Here is a 15989-nt window from a genome sequence, read left to right on the forward strand (position 1 = left end):
ACCCGCACTTGGTGACGATTTGCTGACATTTCATTCCCAAGGCCAGCAGACCGACTACCGGTCACTGCACGGCAGTTAATGTCGCCACCCCAGGCCCAAAACTCAGTTGCACGGCAGGGAGGCGGTTGCGTAGCGTCGAACATGGTTCCGCCGCGCGATCCCCTCGCCCCTCTCGACACCTTTGAACGCCGCCACACCGGCTCCCCCGACGCCGATGTCGCCGCCATGCTCGCGACCGTGGGTCAGCCCTCGGTGGACGCCCTCGCCGACGCGGCCGTGCCCGCCGGCATCCGGCTCCCCCGCCCCCTGAACCTCCCCGCCGCCGCCGGCGAATCCGCCGCCCTGGCCGAGCTCCGCAGCCTCGCCGGCCTCAACCAGGTTTACCGCAGCTTCATCGGCACCGGCTACTACGACTGCGCCACGCCGGGCGTCATCCAGCGCAACATCCTCGAAAACCCCGCCTGGTATACCGCCTACACCCCCTACCAGGCCGAGATCTCCCAAGGCCGGCTTGAGGCGCTGCTCAACTTCCAGACCCTCGTCACCGACCTGACCGGGATGCAGATCGCCAACGCCTCGATGCTCGACGAGGGCACCGCCGCCGCCGAGGCGATGATGCTCGCGCATCGCGTGAAGCTTGGCGACAGCCACGACGCCTCCGTCTTCTTCGTCTCCGACAAGTGCCACCCGCAGACGATCGATATCGTCAAGACCCGTGCCAAGCCCCTCAACGTCGCCGTCATCGTCGGTGACCACCGCGTATACGAGTTCGCCGGCAAGGTCTTCGGCGTGCTCGTGCAATACCCTGACACGACCGGCAGCATCCACGACTTCGCGGCGTTCTTTGAGAAAGCCCACGCCGCCGGCGCGCTCTGCGTCGTCGCCACGGACCTGCTCGCGCTCACGCTCCTGCGCGCCCCGGGCGAGTTCGGCGCCGATGTCGCCGTCGGCTCGGCCCAGCGCTTCGGCGTGCCCATGGGCTTTGGCGGCCCGCACGCGGGCTTCCTTGCCACCAAGGACGAGTTCAAGCGCCAGATGCCCGGCCGCCTCGTCGGCGTGTCCAAGGACGCCCAGGGCAACCCCGCCATGCGCCTCGCCCTCGGCACGCGCGAGCAGCACATCCGTCGTGACAAGGCCACCTCCAACATCTGCACGGCGCAGGTGCTGCTCGCCGTCATGGCCTCGATGTATGCCGTCTATCATGGCCCCGAGGGCCTGAAACGCATCGCCGCCCGCACGCGCCGCCTGACCAACCTCCTCGCCGCCGCGCTCAAGGCCGCCGGCGCCACGGTCAACACCGAGCCGGTCTTCGACACGCTCACGGTCGGCAACGTCGCCGCCACCCGCGTCCACGCCGCCGCCGCCGCGAAGAAGATGAACCTGCGCGTGGTGGACGACTACACCGTCGGCCTCTCGCTCGACGAGGTTACCACGGTCGAGGAAGTGCAGACCCTCCTCGCCTGCTTCAGCGAATCCGCCGTCTTGGACATCCTTGGAACCCAGGCCCCGGACCCCATTCCCCATTTCGAGCGTAACTCGAAATTCCTCACCGCCTCCGTCTTCAACCGCTACCATACCGAGCACGAGATGCTTCGCTACATCAAGCGGCTCGAGCTGAAGGACCTGTCGCTCGTCCATTCGATGATCTCACTCGGCTCGTGCACGATGAAGCTCAACGCCACGAGCGAGATGTTCCCCGTGACGTGGGCCGAGTTCGGCAAGCTCCATCCCTTCGCGCCGGCCGAGCAGACCCGCGGCTACGCGCGGCTCTTCAGCGACCTCGAGACCTGGCTCGCCGAGATCACCGGCTTCGCCGCCGTCTCGCTCCAGCCCAACGCCGGCTCGCAAGGCGAATACGCCGGTCTGCTCGTCATCCGCGCCTACCACGAGTCGCGCGGCGAAGGGCACCGCAACATCTGCCTCATCCCGACCAGCGCCCACGGCACCAACCCTGCCAGCGCCGCGATGTGCAACTTCAAGGTCGTGCCCGTCGCCTGCGACGCGAGCGGCAACATTGATGTCGCCGACCTCAAGGCCAAGGCCGCCGAGCACGCGAAGAACCTCGCCGCGCTCATGGTCACCTACCCGTCCACCCACGGCGTGTTCGAGGCGCCCATCCGCGAGATTTGCGATGTGATCCACGGCCACGGCGGCCAGGTTTACATGGACGGTGCCAACATGAACGCGCAGGTCGGCCTCACCTCGCCCGGCCACATCGGCGCCGACGTCTGCCACCTCAACCTGCACAAGACCTTCTGCATCCCGCACGGCGGCGGCGGCCCCGGCATGGGCCCCATCGGCGTGGCGAAGCAGCTCGTCCCCTTCCTGCCGGGTCACGCCGTCAGCGCGCCCGCTGGCACGCAGGCCTCCGCCATCGGCGCAGTTTCCGCCGCGCCCTACGGCAGCGCCAGCATCCTCGTTATTTCCTGGATGTATATCCGCATGATGGGCCCCGACGGTCTCACGCGTGCCACGAAGTACGCCCTGCTCAACGCCAACTACGTCGCCAAGCGTCTCGAGAATTTCTTCCCCGTGCTCTACAAGGGCGCGGGCGGGCTCGTCGCCCACGAGTGCATCCTCGAATTCCGTCCGTGGAAAAAGCACGGCCTCGAGGTCGAGGACGTGGCGAAGCGCCTGATGGATTACGGCTACCACGCGCCCACGATGTCGTTCCCCGTCCCCGGCACGCTCATGATCGAGCCGACCGAGAGCGAGACCAAGACCGAGCTCGACCGCTTCTGCGACGCGCTCGTCAGCATCCACGGCGAGATGGCAGCCGTCGCCTGTGGCGAGAGCGACAAGCTCAACAATCCGCTCAAGCACGCCCCGCACACCGCCGCCGTCGTCTGCGCCACCGAGTGGCCGCACCCCTACTCGCGCGAGACCGCCGCCTTCCCGGACAAGCACACGCGCGCCTCGAAGTTCTGGCCCGCCGTCGGCCGCGTGGACAACGTTTACGGCGACCGCAACCTCGTCTGCTCCTGCCTCGGCATGGAAGCCTACGCGGAAGCGTCGAAGGCGTGAGGATTGGGATCGATCCCGGTTCTAAGACAACGAAGCCAAGAAGCGAAGGGCTGCGTCGGTGACTTCGTTTCTTAGCTACTTCGGGTGAAATTTTCCGGTTGGTTGATCCTTACTCCTCACCCTCCATCTCCGGCGGCTTGATGGCCGTGAGCAGGCGGTCGAGCTCGCCCTGCGTCGGGTTGCGGATCGAAAGCACGGTGAGGACCGACGGACCGGCCGGCAGTTGCACTGGAGTCGGCTTGCCGGCCGCGAGACCCAGCAGCGACGCGGCCAACGGCGAGCTGTGCGGGAGACACTCGATGCCACTGTCCGGATCGGTCGCCGTCTCCCCGTAGGTTGCGACGAGAAAAACGAAACGGTGTTTCCGCTTCGTGCCCACGTCCTCCTTCTCGATCCGGATGACATGCCCGAGCTGGACGAAGTCCGTCGGCTTCGTGAGCCAGCCCGCGGGATCGACCTCGATGAACGTGTTGCGCCGGTAGAAGCGGTCGAGCTCATCCATCTTACGGTCCACGGCGCGGATCGCGTCCTTGGCCGCCTTGAAACCGAAGTTCTCGCGCAAGTCGCCCTGGCTGTGCGCCTCCATCTTGTCCTCGACGAGCGCCGCCCGCTTCACCTTCAGGGCCTCGAATTCCTCCGTGAGCCGGCGCAGGAAGCCGCTCCGCACATAGATGGTCATGGGCGGCGGCGGAGCCTGACGGAAAATGACTTTGCGACGCGGGGGAGCCATGCGTCGCCGAGTGAGCAAAGCGCCGCCCGCAACGCAAGCCGCGGAGCAACCGCAACTGTGCCGGGCGAATCCGCCTGCTGCCGTCACTTTGGCGCCCCTCGGCCCGGTTGACACCCCGACCCGACCGTCGCATCCTGCCCCCGTGAGCAAGCCGCGCAAAGTCGAAGAGCCCCAGGCCCCCTACGCCGCCAAGAAGCCGGCGAAAGTCGCGGCGCAGCCTCCGGCCGGCCCCCGCTTTGCCGACCTGGAAAAAGTCCGGGCCAACAACGCCAAGCTGATCCGGGTCCATAGCAAGGTCCTGCAAAAACTGGCCCAATGAACGACCCCGTCTTCCTGTCGAGGGAAGCCGTTGATCTGATTCACGAAGCCTCCCTGCGGGCGTTCGGTGGCGCCGATGGCGTGCGCGACGAAAATGCGCTCGAATCCGCTCTCGCCCAACCCATGCAGGAGCATTTCTACCGGCAGGCTGACTTGTTCCAGATCGCGGCGGCTTACGCGTTCCACCTTGCCGAGAACCAACCTTATATCGACGGCAACAAGCGCACCGGGCTGCTCAGCGCGCTTAACTTTCTCGCGGAGAACGGCGTCGTGGCGGACCAACCCGTGGAAGAATTCTACGACGCCATGATCGGCATCGCCGAGAAGCGCGTGGACAAGGCCGGCCTCGCCGCAATCTTCCGCCGCGCACTGCCGACGTGATGCCTTGTTCGTTTTGCGCCTTATGCGCTTCGTGTGGCCAACCCCCTGACCAAGCACCCATGATACCCGTAAACATCCGCGACGTGCCCGAGGAGGAGCAGGTCTCGCCCGCGGGGCACTTCCAATCGTTCTGCCGCAACCTCTCGCTCGCCCTCGGTGGCGTGCGCAACGCCGGCACCTGGGGCGGCGGGCATCCCTTCGACCTCCAGCTCCGCCGCATTCCGCCCGGCAAATCCGTCTGCCCGTTTCATGTCCACTTCGCGCAGTGGGAGCTGTTTCTCGTCCGCTCCGGACACGGCACCGTGCGCGTCGGACCCGACCGCCACGCCATCCGCCCGGGCGACGTCTTCCTGCAGCCGCCGGGCATAGCGCACCAACTCCTCAACACCGGCGACACCGATCTCGAAGTTCTGATCATCACCGACAATCCTCAGCTCGACGCCTGCCACTATCCCGACTCCGACAAGTGGGGACTCCGTCCGCCGGGCAAATTCTTCCGTCTCACCGAGGCCCCCTACTTCGACGGCGAGGAGCCGAGAATGCCCGCCGATGTTCGTATTACGAACATTGCCCCACCTGCCCCCGAGAGCGCCGTTGCGAGCAATGTTCGTAATACGAACATTGGCCGGGTTCCGCCCCTGACGGCGGCGGAGGCGCCTTTCTCCGCGCGCAAACTGAATCTCGACGACCTGGCGTGGGAGGACTGGGCGTCGCCCAAGGGCAAATTCGCGCAGTCCGGCAAACAGCTCTCGCTCGCGCTCGGGGCCAAGCACCGCGCGCCGCTCACCGCGGGCGGCCATCCGTTCGACCTGGAGCTCGCCCGCATTCCGCCGGGCAAATGCGCCTGCCCGTTTCATTTCCACGCCCTGCAATGGGAGTGCTACCTCTTCCTCGGCGGACGCGGCGAATTCCGGCTGGGGGACGAGCGCTTTGCGGTCGGCGCCGACGATCTCGTGATGGCCCGGCCGGGCGTCGCGCACACCTTCACCAACACCGGCAGCGAGCCCCTGTCCTACCTGCTCGTCACCGACGACCCGCCCGCCGATTACTGGCACTACCCCGACTCGGGCAAATGGGGCTTCAGCACGCCGCGGAATATTTTCCGCCCCGCCGAGGTGGACTATTTCGACGGCGAAGAGTGAGCGAACGTTGCAACCCTTGGTGGGCCGGTCTCCGCACCTACCGCGGCCGGTGCGGAGACCGGCCCACCACCACTCTTCACTTCCGCGCCGGCGCGAGGAACTTCTCCTTGGCCACGAAGTAGAGGAAGCCGCAGAGCAGGCCGTAGGGAATCAGCGACAGCAGGTCGGCGTGCGGGCCGGCGTAGAAGGGGTTGTGCGCCGCCGCCCACTTCGCCACGGCCGCGTCGAACTTGTCGGTCACGCCGGCCAGGAAGGCGATGACGATGCCTGCGATCGCACCGCCGGCAATGTAGCCGGAAGCGAGCATCACGCCGGGGCTCTTGTCGCACTCGGCGTTGAAGGTCTCCCGGTCCATTTTCGCGTAAACGGGCTTCTTCCGCATCCACGCGTCCACCGCCCAGCGGATCATGCCGCCGATGCAGATCGGCAGCGACGCCGACAGCGGCAGATAGACCCCGACAGCGAAGGCCAGCGCGGGCACAAACGAGAGCTGCACCGTCACCGTGATCATCGCGCCGAAGAGCACGAGCGCCCACGGCAGCTCCTGGTTGAGGATGCCCTTGATGATGTAGGAAACGAGCGTGGCCTTGGGCGCGTCGAATTTGCGCACCTCCGTGCCGTCGGGCCGCGTCGTGTGCGTGCCGTTGATGCCCGGGTCCACGAGCCACACGGCCTCGCCGCGGTCGTTGACGAGATATTTGCCGGCCGGACCGCCGGTCTCGTCGGTCTTGTGCCAGGCGTAGTAGGTGGCGGCGTCGGTGCGGGCCTGCGGTCCGTGGAGAGACTCGCGGGCCTCCAGGCGCGCAACCTCCGTGCGCAGGCCGGCGGGCGCGACCTGCGCCGCGGGCACATAGACCGTCGCGGATTCGTTGAGCCGCATCAGGATCGGCCCGAGCAGCACCGCCGAGGCGAGCGCGCCGGCGAGGATGGCGTATTGCTGGAGCTTCGGCGTGCCGCCGACGAGGAAACCGGTTTTCAGGTCCTGTGAGGTTGTGCCGCCGTTGGACGAGGCGATGCACACGATGCCGCCGATGGAGAGCGCCGTCACGTAGTGCGTGCCGCCGGTCCAGCCGACGAGCAGGAAGATCAGGCAGGTGAACAGCAGCGTGGCGATCGTCATGCCCGAGATGGGATTCGACGTGGAACCGATCTCACCGGTCAGGCGTGAGGAAACGGTCACGAACAGAAAGCCGAACGCCACGATGAGCAGCGCGCCGAGCAGGTTCATGTGCAGCGAGGGCGCCAGCATGATCGCGCCAAGCAGCACGAGGATGCCGATGCCCACGAACTTGAGCGAAAGATCGCGGTCGGTGCGCGGGGTTTCCTGCGCCGCCCCGTTGCGGGCGAAACCCAGGTCGCGCAAGCCGCCCTGCAGGCCGTGCCAGATGGTCGGCAGCGCCTGGACGAGGCTGACCAGCCCGCCCGCCGCGACGCAGCCTGCACCAATGTAGAGAATGTAGGCGCCGCGGATTTCGCCGATGCCCATCTCGCTGATCGGCACCGCGCCCGGGGCGATCGGGACCGTCGTGCCCTGTCCGAAAAAACTGATCATCGGAATCAGCACGAGATACGACAGCGCCCCGCCCGCGGCCATGAGGCCGCCGATGTAGGGCCCGATGATGTAGCCCACGCCGACCAGTTCCGGCGAAATCTCCGCGCCCACGGAACCGTTTTTCAAGGGCGCGCCGAAGACCTTTTCGGGAATGTCCTTCCAGCCGCGGAACGCGACGTTGAGCGTCTTGTAGAGCAGGCCGATGCCGAAGCCGGTGAAGATGATGCGCGCACCCGGCGACTTGCCCAGGCCCGCCGCCTCGGCGGCGGCCATCTCGGCCTGGGCCGAGGGCGAAGCGGCGGCGCGCGACACCTCGTCGGCGCCGGCCTTGAGCACCGCCGCGCAGGCCGTGCCCTCGGGATATTTGAGCTGGCCGTGCTGCTTCACGATGAGCGCCCGGCGCAGCGGGATCATCATGAGGATGCCGAGCAGCCCGCCGAGCACGGCCACCAGCAGGACGCGGGTGAGCTCGAGGTCGAAGCCGAGGATGAGGATCGCCGGCATCGTGACGCCGAGGCCGAACGCGATGGACTCGCCCGCCGAGCCGGCCGTCTGCGTGATGTTGTGCTCGAGGATGGTCGCATCGCGGCCGCCGGCCTTGGCCCAGCCGCGGAACAGCGCGAGCGAGATGACGGCCACCGGAATCGAGGCGCTGACCGTGAGGCCGACCTTCAGCACGAGGTAAAGCGAGGAGGCGCCGAAGACGATGCCGAGCAGGGTGCCGGTGAGCAGCGCGCGGACGGTGAATTCAGGAATCTTGGCCGCGGCCGGAATGAACGGCTCGAATTTCGGGGAAGGCTCGGTGGACATCGCGTTGGGTGAGCCGCGACGCTGGAAAGCTTATGACATGGGCGCAATCGTGAATCTGTCCGCGCAAGAGCGGAACAGCAGGCGGGTTCTCCGTACCCCGCCGGATTCCTTGATGGAGGGCACATCTCCCGATGTGCCGCGGCCCGGCTGGAGCCGGGCCCTCCACATCGAGCGGCGGGGTGCGGAGACCCCGCCCTGCATGAAGCTACCGCTTGCGCGCCTTCGCCTTCAGCGCGGCGTTGCGGGCGGCGAGGCGCTGCTTGATGAGCCAATAGAGCATCTCCATGCGCGGCACGGCGGCGCCGACGGATTTGGCACGACGCACGGGTTCGCCCCAGATCTCCTCCAGCTCCACGTCGCGGCCCTCCTCGAAATCGATCAGGCTAGACGGCCGGTAAGCGCCCATCATCGCCGTGCGCTCAAACTGCAGGTCCACGAACGACCGGGAAATCTCATGGCCGAACTTCGCGGCGGCCTCGACGATCTCCTCCATCAGGCGGCGGGCGAGCAGCTTCAGGCCTTCGTCGGCGATCAGGACATCGGTCGTGATGCCGCCGGCCACGATGGCGAGACCGTTGAAGGGCACGTTCCACACGAGTTTGTGCCAGCGTTGCGCCTCGAGGTTGTCCTGGGCGTTGCATTTCACGCCGGCCCGGCGCAGGAGCGCGGCCACGGCCTGGGTGCGCTCGCCGGCGGGTTTGCCGAACTTGCCGATCGTCATCAGCCCGGGAAACGAGCAGCTCACCACCCCGGGCGCGGTGCGCATGCAGCCGATGTAGCAGATCGCCCCGACCACGCGGCCGGGTCCGACGATGTCCGCGATGGGTTCCTCGACGCCGAGACCGTTCTGGAGCGTGAGCACGGCGGTGTCGGGCTTGAGCAGCGGCGGCAGAATGGACTTCAACGCCTCGTTGGCCGTGGCCTTGGTGGCGATGATCACCAGATCGCAGGGGCCGATCTCGTTGGCCGAGCCGTAAACCTGGATCTTGCGGGCGCTGATGCGCTCGGTGGGAGTTTTTACCTTCAACCCCTGAGCCATGAGTGCCGCCCGGTTGCTCCGGACCAAAAAGTGGACGTCCTCGCCGGCTTTTACGAGCCGCGCGCCGTAGTAACAGCCCAAGGCGCCGGCGCCGATGATTGCGATGCGGGGTTTGTCGGGGAAGGGAGTGCTCACAACGCCCCCAGTCGTCCCAAAGACCGCCCCAAAACTCAACCCCACAGTCGGAGGATTCCATTAGCGAAACTCGCATTTCTTCACACTGGCGGTTTACCGCTTCGTAAAGAAGCCGCCGCCCTGGCCGGACAGGGTCCTTGGTCTCCCTCGGTCCGCCCTAGGGGGATGCCCTCAAGCCGAAGAGCCATTTTCATTCAGCAAGGTTACGCTTCCCACCCAGCTCCACTCCGGCAGCCAGTGCGCTTGTTACCAAGCTATTATAAATAAACTTATAGTCCGCGACTCTCGCGGGCCAGCGCCTGATGCGAGCCAAACGGCCCGGCCCGACGACTTCACGACTCTGACCCACGACCTGCCCACCGGCTGTTCACATTTGCCCAAGGGCTCTTAACTCAGAGTGAGTCGCGGCGTCGGCTGACAAGTTATTCACAGCCCGCCGGGCGGTGTTCACAAGGGCATGTTGTCGGTCAGCCTCACTTCATCCACCCAGTAGGAAACCGCCATGAGGCATTGGCCGGAATTGATCTCGCGCATGGGCTCCATGGTGCGCTGGTCCACCACCGCAATGTAGATCACCCGGAGCCGGCGCTTGGCCGTGATGATATGCGTGGCCTCGGCCACGATGCGGTCGGTGCTTTTCACGCCGGAATCCACCATTTCCTTGGCCTTGCGCAGGGCGCGGACGACGGCGAGTGCTTCCTCGCGCTGCGAAGGGGTCAGGTAGGCGTTGCGCGCGCTCACCACCATGCCGTCGGCGTCGCGCACGGTCGGGCCGGTGAGGATTTCGACCGGCAGGAGCAGGTCGGCGGCGGTTTTCTTGAACACGGCCAGCAGCTGGGCGTCGCGCTCACCGAGCACGATGGCATCGGGCTGGACGATGTTCATCAGCTTCAGCCAGCAGGTGAGCGCGCCGCGGAACAAAGCCGGCCGCGTCACGCCGCACAGCGGCTTGCTGATCGCATCCTCCTGCAAAAGGGAGGAGAAACCCTTGGGAAACATCTCGTCGGCCGTGGGGGTGAAGAGAAGCTCGACGCCCTCTTTCTCGGCCAGCATCGCATCCGCTTCGGGGGTGCGGGGATACTTGGCGTAGTCCTCGCTGGCACCGAACTGCAGCGGGTTCACAAACGCCGAGACGACCACCGCGGCCCCGCTCTCCCGGGCGATCCGGATCAGGCTCGCATGCCCGGCGTGCAAGGCGCCGAGCGTCGGAAGCAGGGCCACGCGCCGGCCGCTGGCGCGCAGGGCCGCCGCAGCTGCTTTCATGGCGGAAATGGAGGTGACCTTGTTCATGACCGGGAAGACGCTTGAATAACCACACGCCGTTCCCTTTATCAAGCGCTCTCGCTGGGACCGCCAAGCCTGCGAGATCCATGACCAGAGACTAACGACCAAGGAACACCGATCTTCCAACGATCCTTGCCCGCCGGGCAGTCCTTGGTCCTTCGTCCCTGGTCCTGCCTCCCCTATTCCCATGATCCGCATCAACGAGAACTACACCAAGCTCAAGGCCAGCTACCTCTTCGCCGACATCGCGAAGCGCGTGAACGCCTATGTCGCCGCCAATCCGTCCAAGCCGATCATCCGCCTCGGCATCGGCGATGTCACCGAGCCGCTCCCGCAGGTCTGCCGCGACGCCCTGCACGCCGCCACCGACGAGCTGGGCCAGCGCGCCACCTTCAAGGGCTACGGCCCGGAGCAGGGCTACGCCTTCCTCCGCGACGCCATCGCCCAGCACGACTACGCCGCCCGCGGCTGCAAGATCGAGTCCGACGAAATCTTCATCTCCGACGGCTCCAAGTGCGACTGCGGCAACATCCAGGAGATCTTCTCTCACGACGTCCGCCTTGCCATTCCCGATCCGGTATATCCCGTTTACGTGGACACCAACGTCATGGCCGGCCGCACCGGTGCCAATGTGGACGGCCGTTACCAGGGCATTACCTACCTCGAGTGCACGCCCGCCAACGGCTACGTGCCCGCCGTGCCCTCGGTTGCCACCGACCTGATCTACCTCTGTTTCCCGAACAACCCGACCGGCGCCGTCGCCACCAAGGCCCAGCTCGCAGCCTGGGTCGCCTACGCCAAGGCCAACAAGGCCATCATCCTCTTCGACTCCGCCTACGAGGCTTACATCCGCGACCCGCAGATCCCGCACTCGATCTATGAGATCGAGGGCGCCCGCGACGTCGCCCTCGAGTTCCGCAGCTTTTCCAAGACCGCCGGCTTCACCGGCACCCGCTGCGCCTACCTCGTTGTCCCCAAGACCGTCGTGGCCTACGACGTCGCCGGCAACGCCCACCCGATCCACGCCCTCTGGAACCGTCGCCACTCGACCAAATTCAACGGCGTCTCGTATCCCGTCCAGAAGGCCGCCGCCGCCATCTACACCGAGGCCGGCAAGCAGCAGACCGGCGCGCTCATCAACCACTACCTCGCCAACGCCAAGCTCATCCGCGACGCGATGACGAAGCTCGGTTTCAGCTGCGTGGGCGGCGACAACGCCCCCTACATCTGGGTGAACACCGGCCGCGACTCCTGGCAGTTCTTCGACACGCTCCTCAACCAGGCGCAGGTCGTCTGCACCCCCGGCGCCGGCTTCGGCAAGTGCGGCGAAGGCCACGTGCGCATCAGCGCCTTCAACTCCCGCGAAAACGTCGAGACCGCCCTCGCCCGCATCGCCGCCGCGCTGAAGTGATCCAAGCCGGCGGAGGAAAAGCACGCTGACCCAAGCGCCCCCCAGACACAATTCAGGCCGCCCGTGGGCGGCCTGTTTCAATTAAGCGCCGGGGATCGCGGCGGGCGTGCTGTCGTGGACCCAGAAGCGGGAGACCACCTGGTGGTCCTTCTTCAGCTCGTAGCCCCACTCGGTGTCCTTGATCTTGATCTCGACCACGCGGCCGGGCTTGGCGGCCAGCTCGGGCTGATTCACCGCATCCTGCCACTCGCGCAGCGCCTCCATGCGGGCGGTGTCGAAGGCCTGCTCCACGTCGTTGAACTCGCCGCAGCGCCGGACTTCCTGCGTCAGCCGGCCATCGGGGGCCTGCTTGAGCGAGAAACGGAGAACGGAGAATCCGGTTTTCATGACGTGGTGACGGCGGGTCCTTGCTTAGCCGGAACCATGCCACGGCCTCGGCGCGGCTGCAAAGAATTTTTACACCGCCCGGACATCATTTTTCGACCACCGCCGCGATCGCGTCGGCCAGCTCACCGGCCGCCTCGCGCATGAGGCCGATGATGGCCCCAGGATCGCCGCCTTCCCACTTGCGCGGGGTCGCGGTGAACACGGCCGACTGGGCCTCGCCGCCCCCGGCGGGAGTGATCGCGTAGGTGGCAACCAGCTGGACCGTGTTGTCGTCGGAACGAACCAGTTCGCAGCGCTGCACCTGCACGACCACGGTGGCGCCGGTCGTCACTGCCCGCAGGCGGTTGCGCAACACCTGGGTGAGCGCCTCGTCGAGCGGCTCGGCCCAGCGGACATCTTCCAGATAAACGACTTCATGGGCCGACACGCGCACCGCCATGGTGCGGTTGCGCAGGTGCCCGGCCAGTCGCACCGGGCGCACAACCACGCCTTCCGTCGCGCGGCCCATCTGCGCCGGCTCGCTCAGCGTGAAATGGCGCACGGTGTCCGCCTGCGGCTCGGGCAGGATGCTGCAGGCGCTGAGAAAAAGACTGAGGGCGGAGAGCGGAACGCTGCGGGCCAGACAGCGGCGAATTGAAATCCGAATCTTCATTTTCGTGTCTTTCGTGTGTTTCGTGGTGATACCTCACTCCGGTTTCTTCTTCTTGCCCACGAGGAGGGATGTCGGGTTGCGTTCGAGAGAGCTCACGAGGTTCTCGAGGGCCGTGGCGGCCTCGGCGACCTGCCGGAGGGCGGTGGTGATCTCGTCACCCACATCGCCCTGGCGCTGCACGAAGCGCCGGGTGGTCGCGGCCGTGGAGTCGATCGTCTTGAGCGCGGCCTGCGCGTTAGCGAGGGTCTTCTTCAGTTCCTCGCTCACCGGGTCCACCTGCGTGTCGATCTTGGCCACGGCGGCCTTGGTGGCGACGAGGGCCTCGTTGAGGTTGGTGAAGGCCTGCTTGGCCTCGGGCGACTCGACAAAAGCGGTCATGGCCTCCGCCGCCCGGCTGATGCGTTCGCCCAGGCCCTTCACGTCGGCCTCGCCGATCTTTTTATTGGCGGTGGCGAGCAGGGTCTTGGCCTCGCGGGAGATGCCGGCGAAATCCACTTTCTTCAGGTCGGCGAGGATTTCGCTGAGGCTGGCCTGGTATTCGGAGATGGCCGAGGGCACGGCGGGAATGACGACAAATTTCGGCGGGGTCGCGATCTGCGCCGCGGGATATTCCGCGGGGTTTTCGAAATCCAGTTCCACGAACAGCAGGCCGGTCGCCAGTCCGAGCACCCCCAGCTGGGCGCGCAAGCCGTGGTCCACCATGGTCTGGATGTCGGCCGGGCCGGCAATTTTCAGCGCCGCGCCCTTCTCGTCGGTGATCACGTTGCGGTTGAGTTCGCAGGTGACGACGACCACGGACTTGGTGGCGGCCTCGTCGTAGTGGACGGCCAGGTCCACCACGCGGCCGACGCGGACGCCGCGGAGCTTGACGGGCGACCCGAGATCGAGGCCGTGGATGGACTCGTCGAAATACACCATGAACCGGTGCGGCTTGGAAAACAGACTCATGCCGCCGAAGGACAGGAGCGCGATGAGGCCGATCGCGAACGCGCCGATCACAAACACACCGACGGCGGCGGGACTGAGCTTGGTCTTCACGGGTGGATACGGTTAGCGGAGTTGGGAAAAATGGACAGGATTTTCACCGGGCTTCGCCCGTGAAAGTAACAGGTTTCAAGTTCCAAGTGCCGGGAGGTCATGGCCATTGTTTTCCTGATACTTGATCCTTGTTACTTGTTACTTCCTACCCGCGGCTGGTCGCGGCGCAGGAGGAATTCCCCGACCCGCGGGTCGCGCACACGTTCCGCCAGCCCGTTGGGCGGGCCCTCGGCGATGATACCCTGCGCGGTCCGGTCGAGCATGATCACCCGATCGGCGATGCCGAAGATCGACGCCAGCTCGTGCGACACGACCACCAGCGTCGTGCCAAAGCTGTCGCGCACCTGCAGCACGAGGTCGTCGAGCTTGCGCGAGGTGATCGGATCGAGGCCGGCGGAGGGCTCGTCGAGAAACACGATGTCGGGATCCAGCGCGAGGGCGCGGGCCAGGCCGGCGCGCTTCTTCATGCCGCCGCTGATCTCCGCGGGGTAGTAGTCCTCGAAGCCCGTGAGCCCGACCTGCGCGAGCTTGAGGCTGGTGAGCTCGGCGATCTCGCGCTTGGAGAGCGCCGTGTGCTCCTCCAGGGGCAGGGCCACGTTCTGGCGCAGCGTGAGCGAGCTCCAGAGCGCTCCACCTTGATAGAGCACGCCGAAGGTCTTGAGCAGGTTGCGCCGGGCGCCGAGGTCAGAGGCGGTGAAGGATTGTCCGAAAAACTTCACTTCGCCGGCCAGCGGAGCGTTCAGCCCGACCAGATTGCGCAGGAGCGTGCTCTTGCCGCAGCCGCTGCCGCCGATGATGAAAAACACTTCCCCGCGCTTCACCGAGAAGTTCAGGTCCTTCAGCACCGTGCGCCCCTCGTAGCCGCACTGCAGGCCCGTCACCTCGATGGCGGGGCTGGAATCGGTGTGGTTCGTGGCGAGGCTCATGGGGTCAGAGTCCGAGGATGTCGAAGACCACCGCGTAGAGGGCGTTGGCCACGATGATGAGCAGGATGGCGGTCACAACGGCCGAGGTCGCGGCCCGGCCGACGCCGGCGGCGCTGCGGTCGGCCTCCATGCCCCGCAGGCAGCCGGACAGGCCGATGATGAGGCCGAAGGTGCCGCCCTTGATCACGCCGGTCACGAGGTCGGACAGGTCCACGATGGTCAGCATCTCCACCCAGTAGGCGGTGGGCGGGATGGAGAGCACGCCGCTCGCCACCGCCATGCCGCCGACGATGCCAAGGGCGTTGGCGTAGAGCGTGAGCAGCGGCATCATCACAAACAGCGCCAGCAGCCGCGGCAGCACGAGGAAGTCGATGGCGGAGATGCCAAGGGTCTCGAGCGCGTCGATCTCCTCGTTGGCCTTCATGTTGCCGAGGGTGGCCGCGTAGGCCGCGCCGGTGCGGCCGGCGAGCACGATGCCGGTCATGAGCGCGCCCATCTCGCGCACCATCGCGAGGCCCACCAGGTCGGCCACGTAGATGTCGCCGCCGTATTGGCGGAGCACGATGGCACCGATGTAGGCCAGCGTCACGCCGACCAGGAAGCTGATGAGGCTCACGATGGGCAGCGCCATGGCGCCGCAGTTCTGCATCTCCTCGAAGGCGTCGCCCCAGCGGAAGCGGCGCGAAAGCTTCACCACCCGAATGACCCCGATGACGCATTCGCCGATGAAATGGGAAAACCCGCGCGCCTTGTGCAGGGCGTCGAAAGTCGCCTCGCCCACCGCCGAGAAGAAATTCTCCGAACGGTCGAACGGCACGGTCGTCTCGTGCGACACGGCCATCTGCTTCAGCAGGACCAGGATCTTTGGCGGCATCGCCCGGGTGTCGCAGAACGCGCCGGTGATCCGACACCATTGCTGCGCCTCGAAGAGAAAGAGGAGCAGGGAACTGTCCCAGTCGCCCAGGCCTTCGGCTGAGAGCAGCACCTGCTTGGGCTGGCGGCCGGCCAGGGTGGTCGTCCAATTCGGGCGGGCACCCGTGATGGACCAGTCGCCCGCAATCGCGACCTTCAGTGCCGCGCCCTCAAGGACGGTTTCGGCACGGGCAACGGGCGTTGACGAGGCGGGCGGCATGGACAGCCCCAGTGTGCGGGCAGGCCTC

At 66.3% G+C, this 15989-nt stretch carries 14 protein-coding genes; 5 read left to right on the top strand and 9 right to left on the bottom strand.

The genetic code is table 11. The features are described from left to right. The first annotated feature begins 141 nt into the window (after window positions 1-141). Window positions 142-3024, top strand: a complete 2883-nt coding sequence (gcvP, locus tag ESB00_RS17860) for an aminomethyl-transferring glycine dehydrogenase (protein ID WP_129049353.1) — start codon at window positions 142-144, stop codon at window positions 3022-3024. 109 nt (window positions 3025-3133) lie between these two features. Here the strand turns inward: gcvP and ESB00_RS17865 are convergent, their stop codons facing one another. Then, entirely contained in the window at window positions 3134-3754 is a 621-nt protein-coding gene (locus ESB00_RS17865) for a GreA/GreB family elongation factor (protein WP_129049355.1), read from the bottom strand. Window positions 3755-3896: 142 nt separating this feature from the next. Between ESB00_RS17865 and ESB00_RS19770 the strand changes: the two genes are divergently transcribed. From ESB00_RS19770 to ESB00_RS17875, 3 genes are read left to right on the top strand one after another with little or no spacing between them, the layout of a single operon-like run. Next, the gene (locus ESB00_RS19770) at window positions 3897-4073 is read left to right on the top strand and encodes a hypothetical protein (RefSeq protein WP_164976299.1); all 177 of its coding nucleotides are present in this window, start codon (window positions 3897-3899) and stop codon (window positions 4071-4073) included. Further along, window positions 4070-4453, top strand: a complete 384-nt coding sequence (locus tag ESB00_RS17870; protein WP_129049358.1) for a type II toxin-antitoxin system death-on-curing family toxin — start codon at window positions 4070-4072, stop codon at window positions 4451-4453. Before ESB00_RS19770 ends, ESB00_RS17870 begins: the two co-directional genes overlap by 4 nt. Before the next feature lie 59 nt (window positions 4454-4512). Beyond that, on the top strand, window positions 4513-5595 hold the full coding sequence (locus ESB00_RS17875) for a cupin domain-containing protein (protein WP_164976300.1): 1083 nt from the start codon (window positions 4513-4515) through the stop codon (window positions 5593-5595). Window positions 5596-5671: 76 nt separating this feature from the next. Here the strand turns inward: ESB00_RS17875 and ESB00_RS17880 are convergent, their stop codons facing one another. From ESB00_RS17880 to panC, 3 genes are all read right to left on the bottom strand, one after another. Beyond that, window positions 5672-7957 (bottom strand): OPT family oligopeptide transporter, encoded by a 2286-nt coding sequence (locus ESB00_RS17880; RefSeq protein WP_129049363.1) that lies wholly within the window; start codon window positions 7955-7957, stop codon window positions 5672-5674. A gap of 205 nt (window positions 7958-8162) precedes the next feature. Continuing rightward, the gene (locus ESB00_RS17885; RefSeq protein ID WP_129049365.1) at window positions 8163-9131 is read right to left on the bottom strand and encodes a 2-dehydropantoate 2-reductase; all 969 of its coding nucleotides are present in this window, start codon (window positions 9129-9131) and stop codon (window positions 8163-8165) included. 447 nt (window positions 9132-9578) lie between these two features. After that, window positions 9579-10421 (bottom strand): pantoate--beta-alanine ligase, encoded by an 843-nt coding sequence (panC, locus tag ESB00_RS17890; RefSeq protein ID WP_129049367.1) that lies wholly within the window; start codon window positions 10419-10421, stop codon window positions 9579-9581. Between the two features lie 181 nt (window positions 10422-10602). On the opposite strand from panC, the gene ESB00_RS17895 reads away from it, so the two are divergent. Next, on the top strand, window positions 10603-11826 hold the full coding sequence (locus ESB00_RS17895; RefSeq protein ID WP_129049369.1) for an LL-diaminopimelate aminotransferase: 1224 nt from the start codon (window positions 10603-10605) through the stop codon (window positions 11824-11826). A gap of 81 nt (window positions 11827-11907) precedes the next feature. Here the strand turns inward: ESB00_RS17895 and ESB00_RS17900 are convergent, their stop codons facing one another. The 5 genes from ESB00_RS17900 to ESB00_RS17920 all read right to left on the bottom strand — a co-directional run bounded on the left by ESB00_RS17900 (window position 11908) and on the right by ESB00_RS17920 (window position 15961). Beyond that, entirely contained in the window at window positions 11908-12213 is a 306-nt protein-coding gene (locus tag ESB00_RS17900; protein WP_129049371.1) for a hypothetical protein, read from the bottom strand. 85 nt (window positions 12214-12298) lie between these two features. After that, the gene (locus ESB00_RS17905) at window positions 12299-12865 is read right to left on the bottom strand and encodes a PqiC family protein (protein ID WP_129049373.1); all 567 of its coding nucleotides are present in this window, start codon (window positions 12863-12865) and stop codon (window positions 12299-12301) included. A 33-nt stretch (window positions 12866-12898) separates the two neighbouring features. Next, window positions 12899-13903, bottom strand: coding sequence for an MlaD family protein (locus ESB00_RS17910; RefSeq protein ID WP_129049376.1), 1005 nt, complete (start codon window positions 13901-13903; stop codon window positions 12899-12901). Window positions 13904-14034: 131 nt separating this feature from the next. After that, entirely contained in the window at window positions 14035-14829 is a 795-nt protein-coding gene (locus ESB00_RS17915) for an ABC transporter ATP-binding protein (protein ID WP_129049378.1), read from the bottom strand. Between the two features lie 4 nt (window positions 14830-14833). Next, complete coding sequence (locus tag ESB00_RS17920; protein ID WP_129049381.1) at window positions 14834-15961, bottom strand: MlaE family ABC transporter permease; 1128 nt, start codon at window positions 15959-15961, stop codon at window positions 14834-14836. Window positions 15962-15989: the final 28 nt, after the last annotated feature.

Origin of the sequence: Oleiharenicola lentus, assembly GCF_004118375.1 — a bacterium.
GTDB classification, from domain to species: domain Bacteria; phylum Verrucomicrobiota; class Verrucomicrobiia; order Opitutales; family Opitutaceae; genus Lacunisphaera; species Lacunisphaera lenta.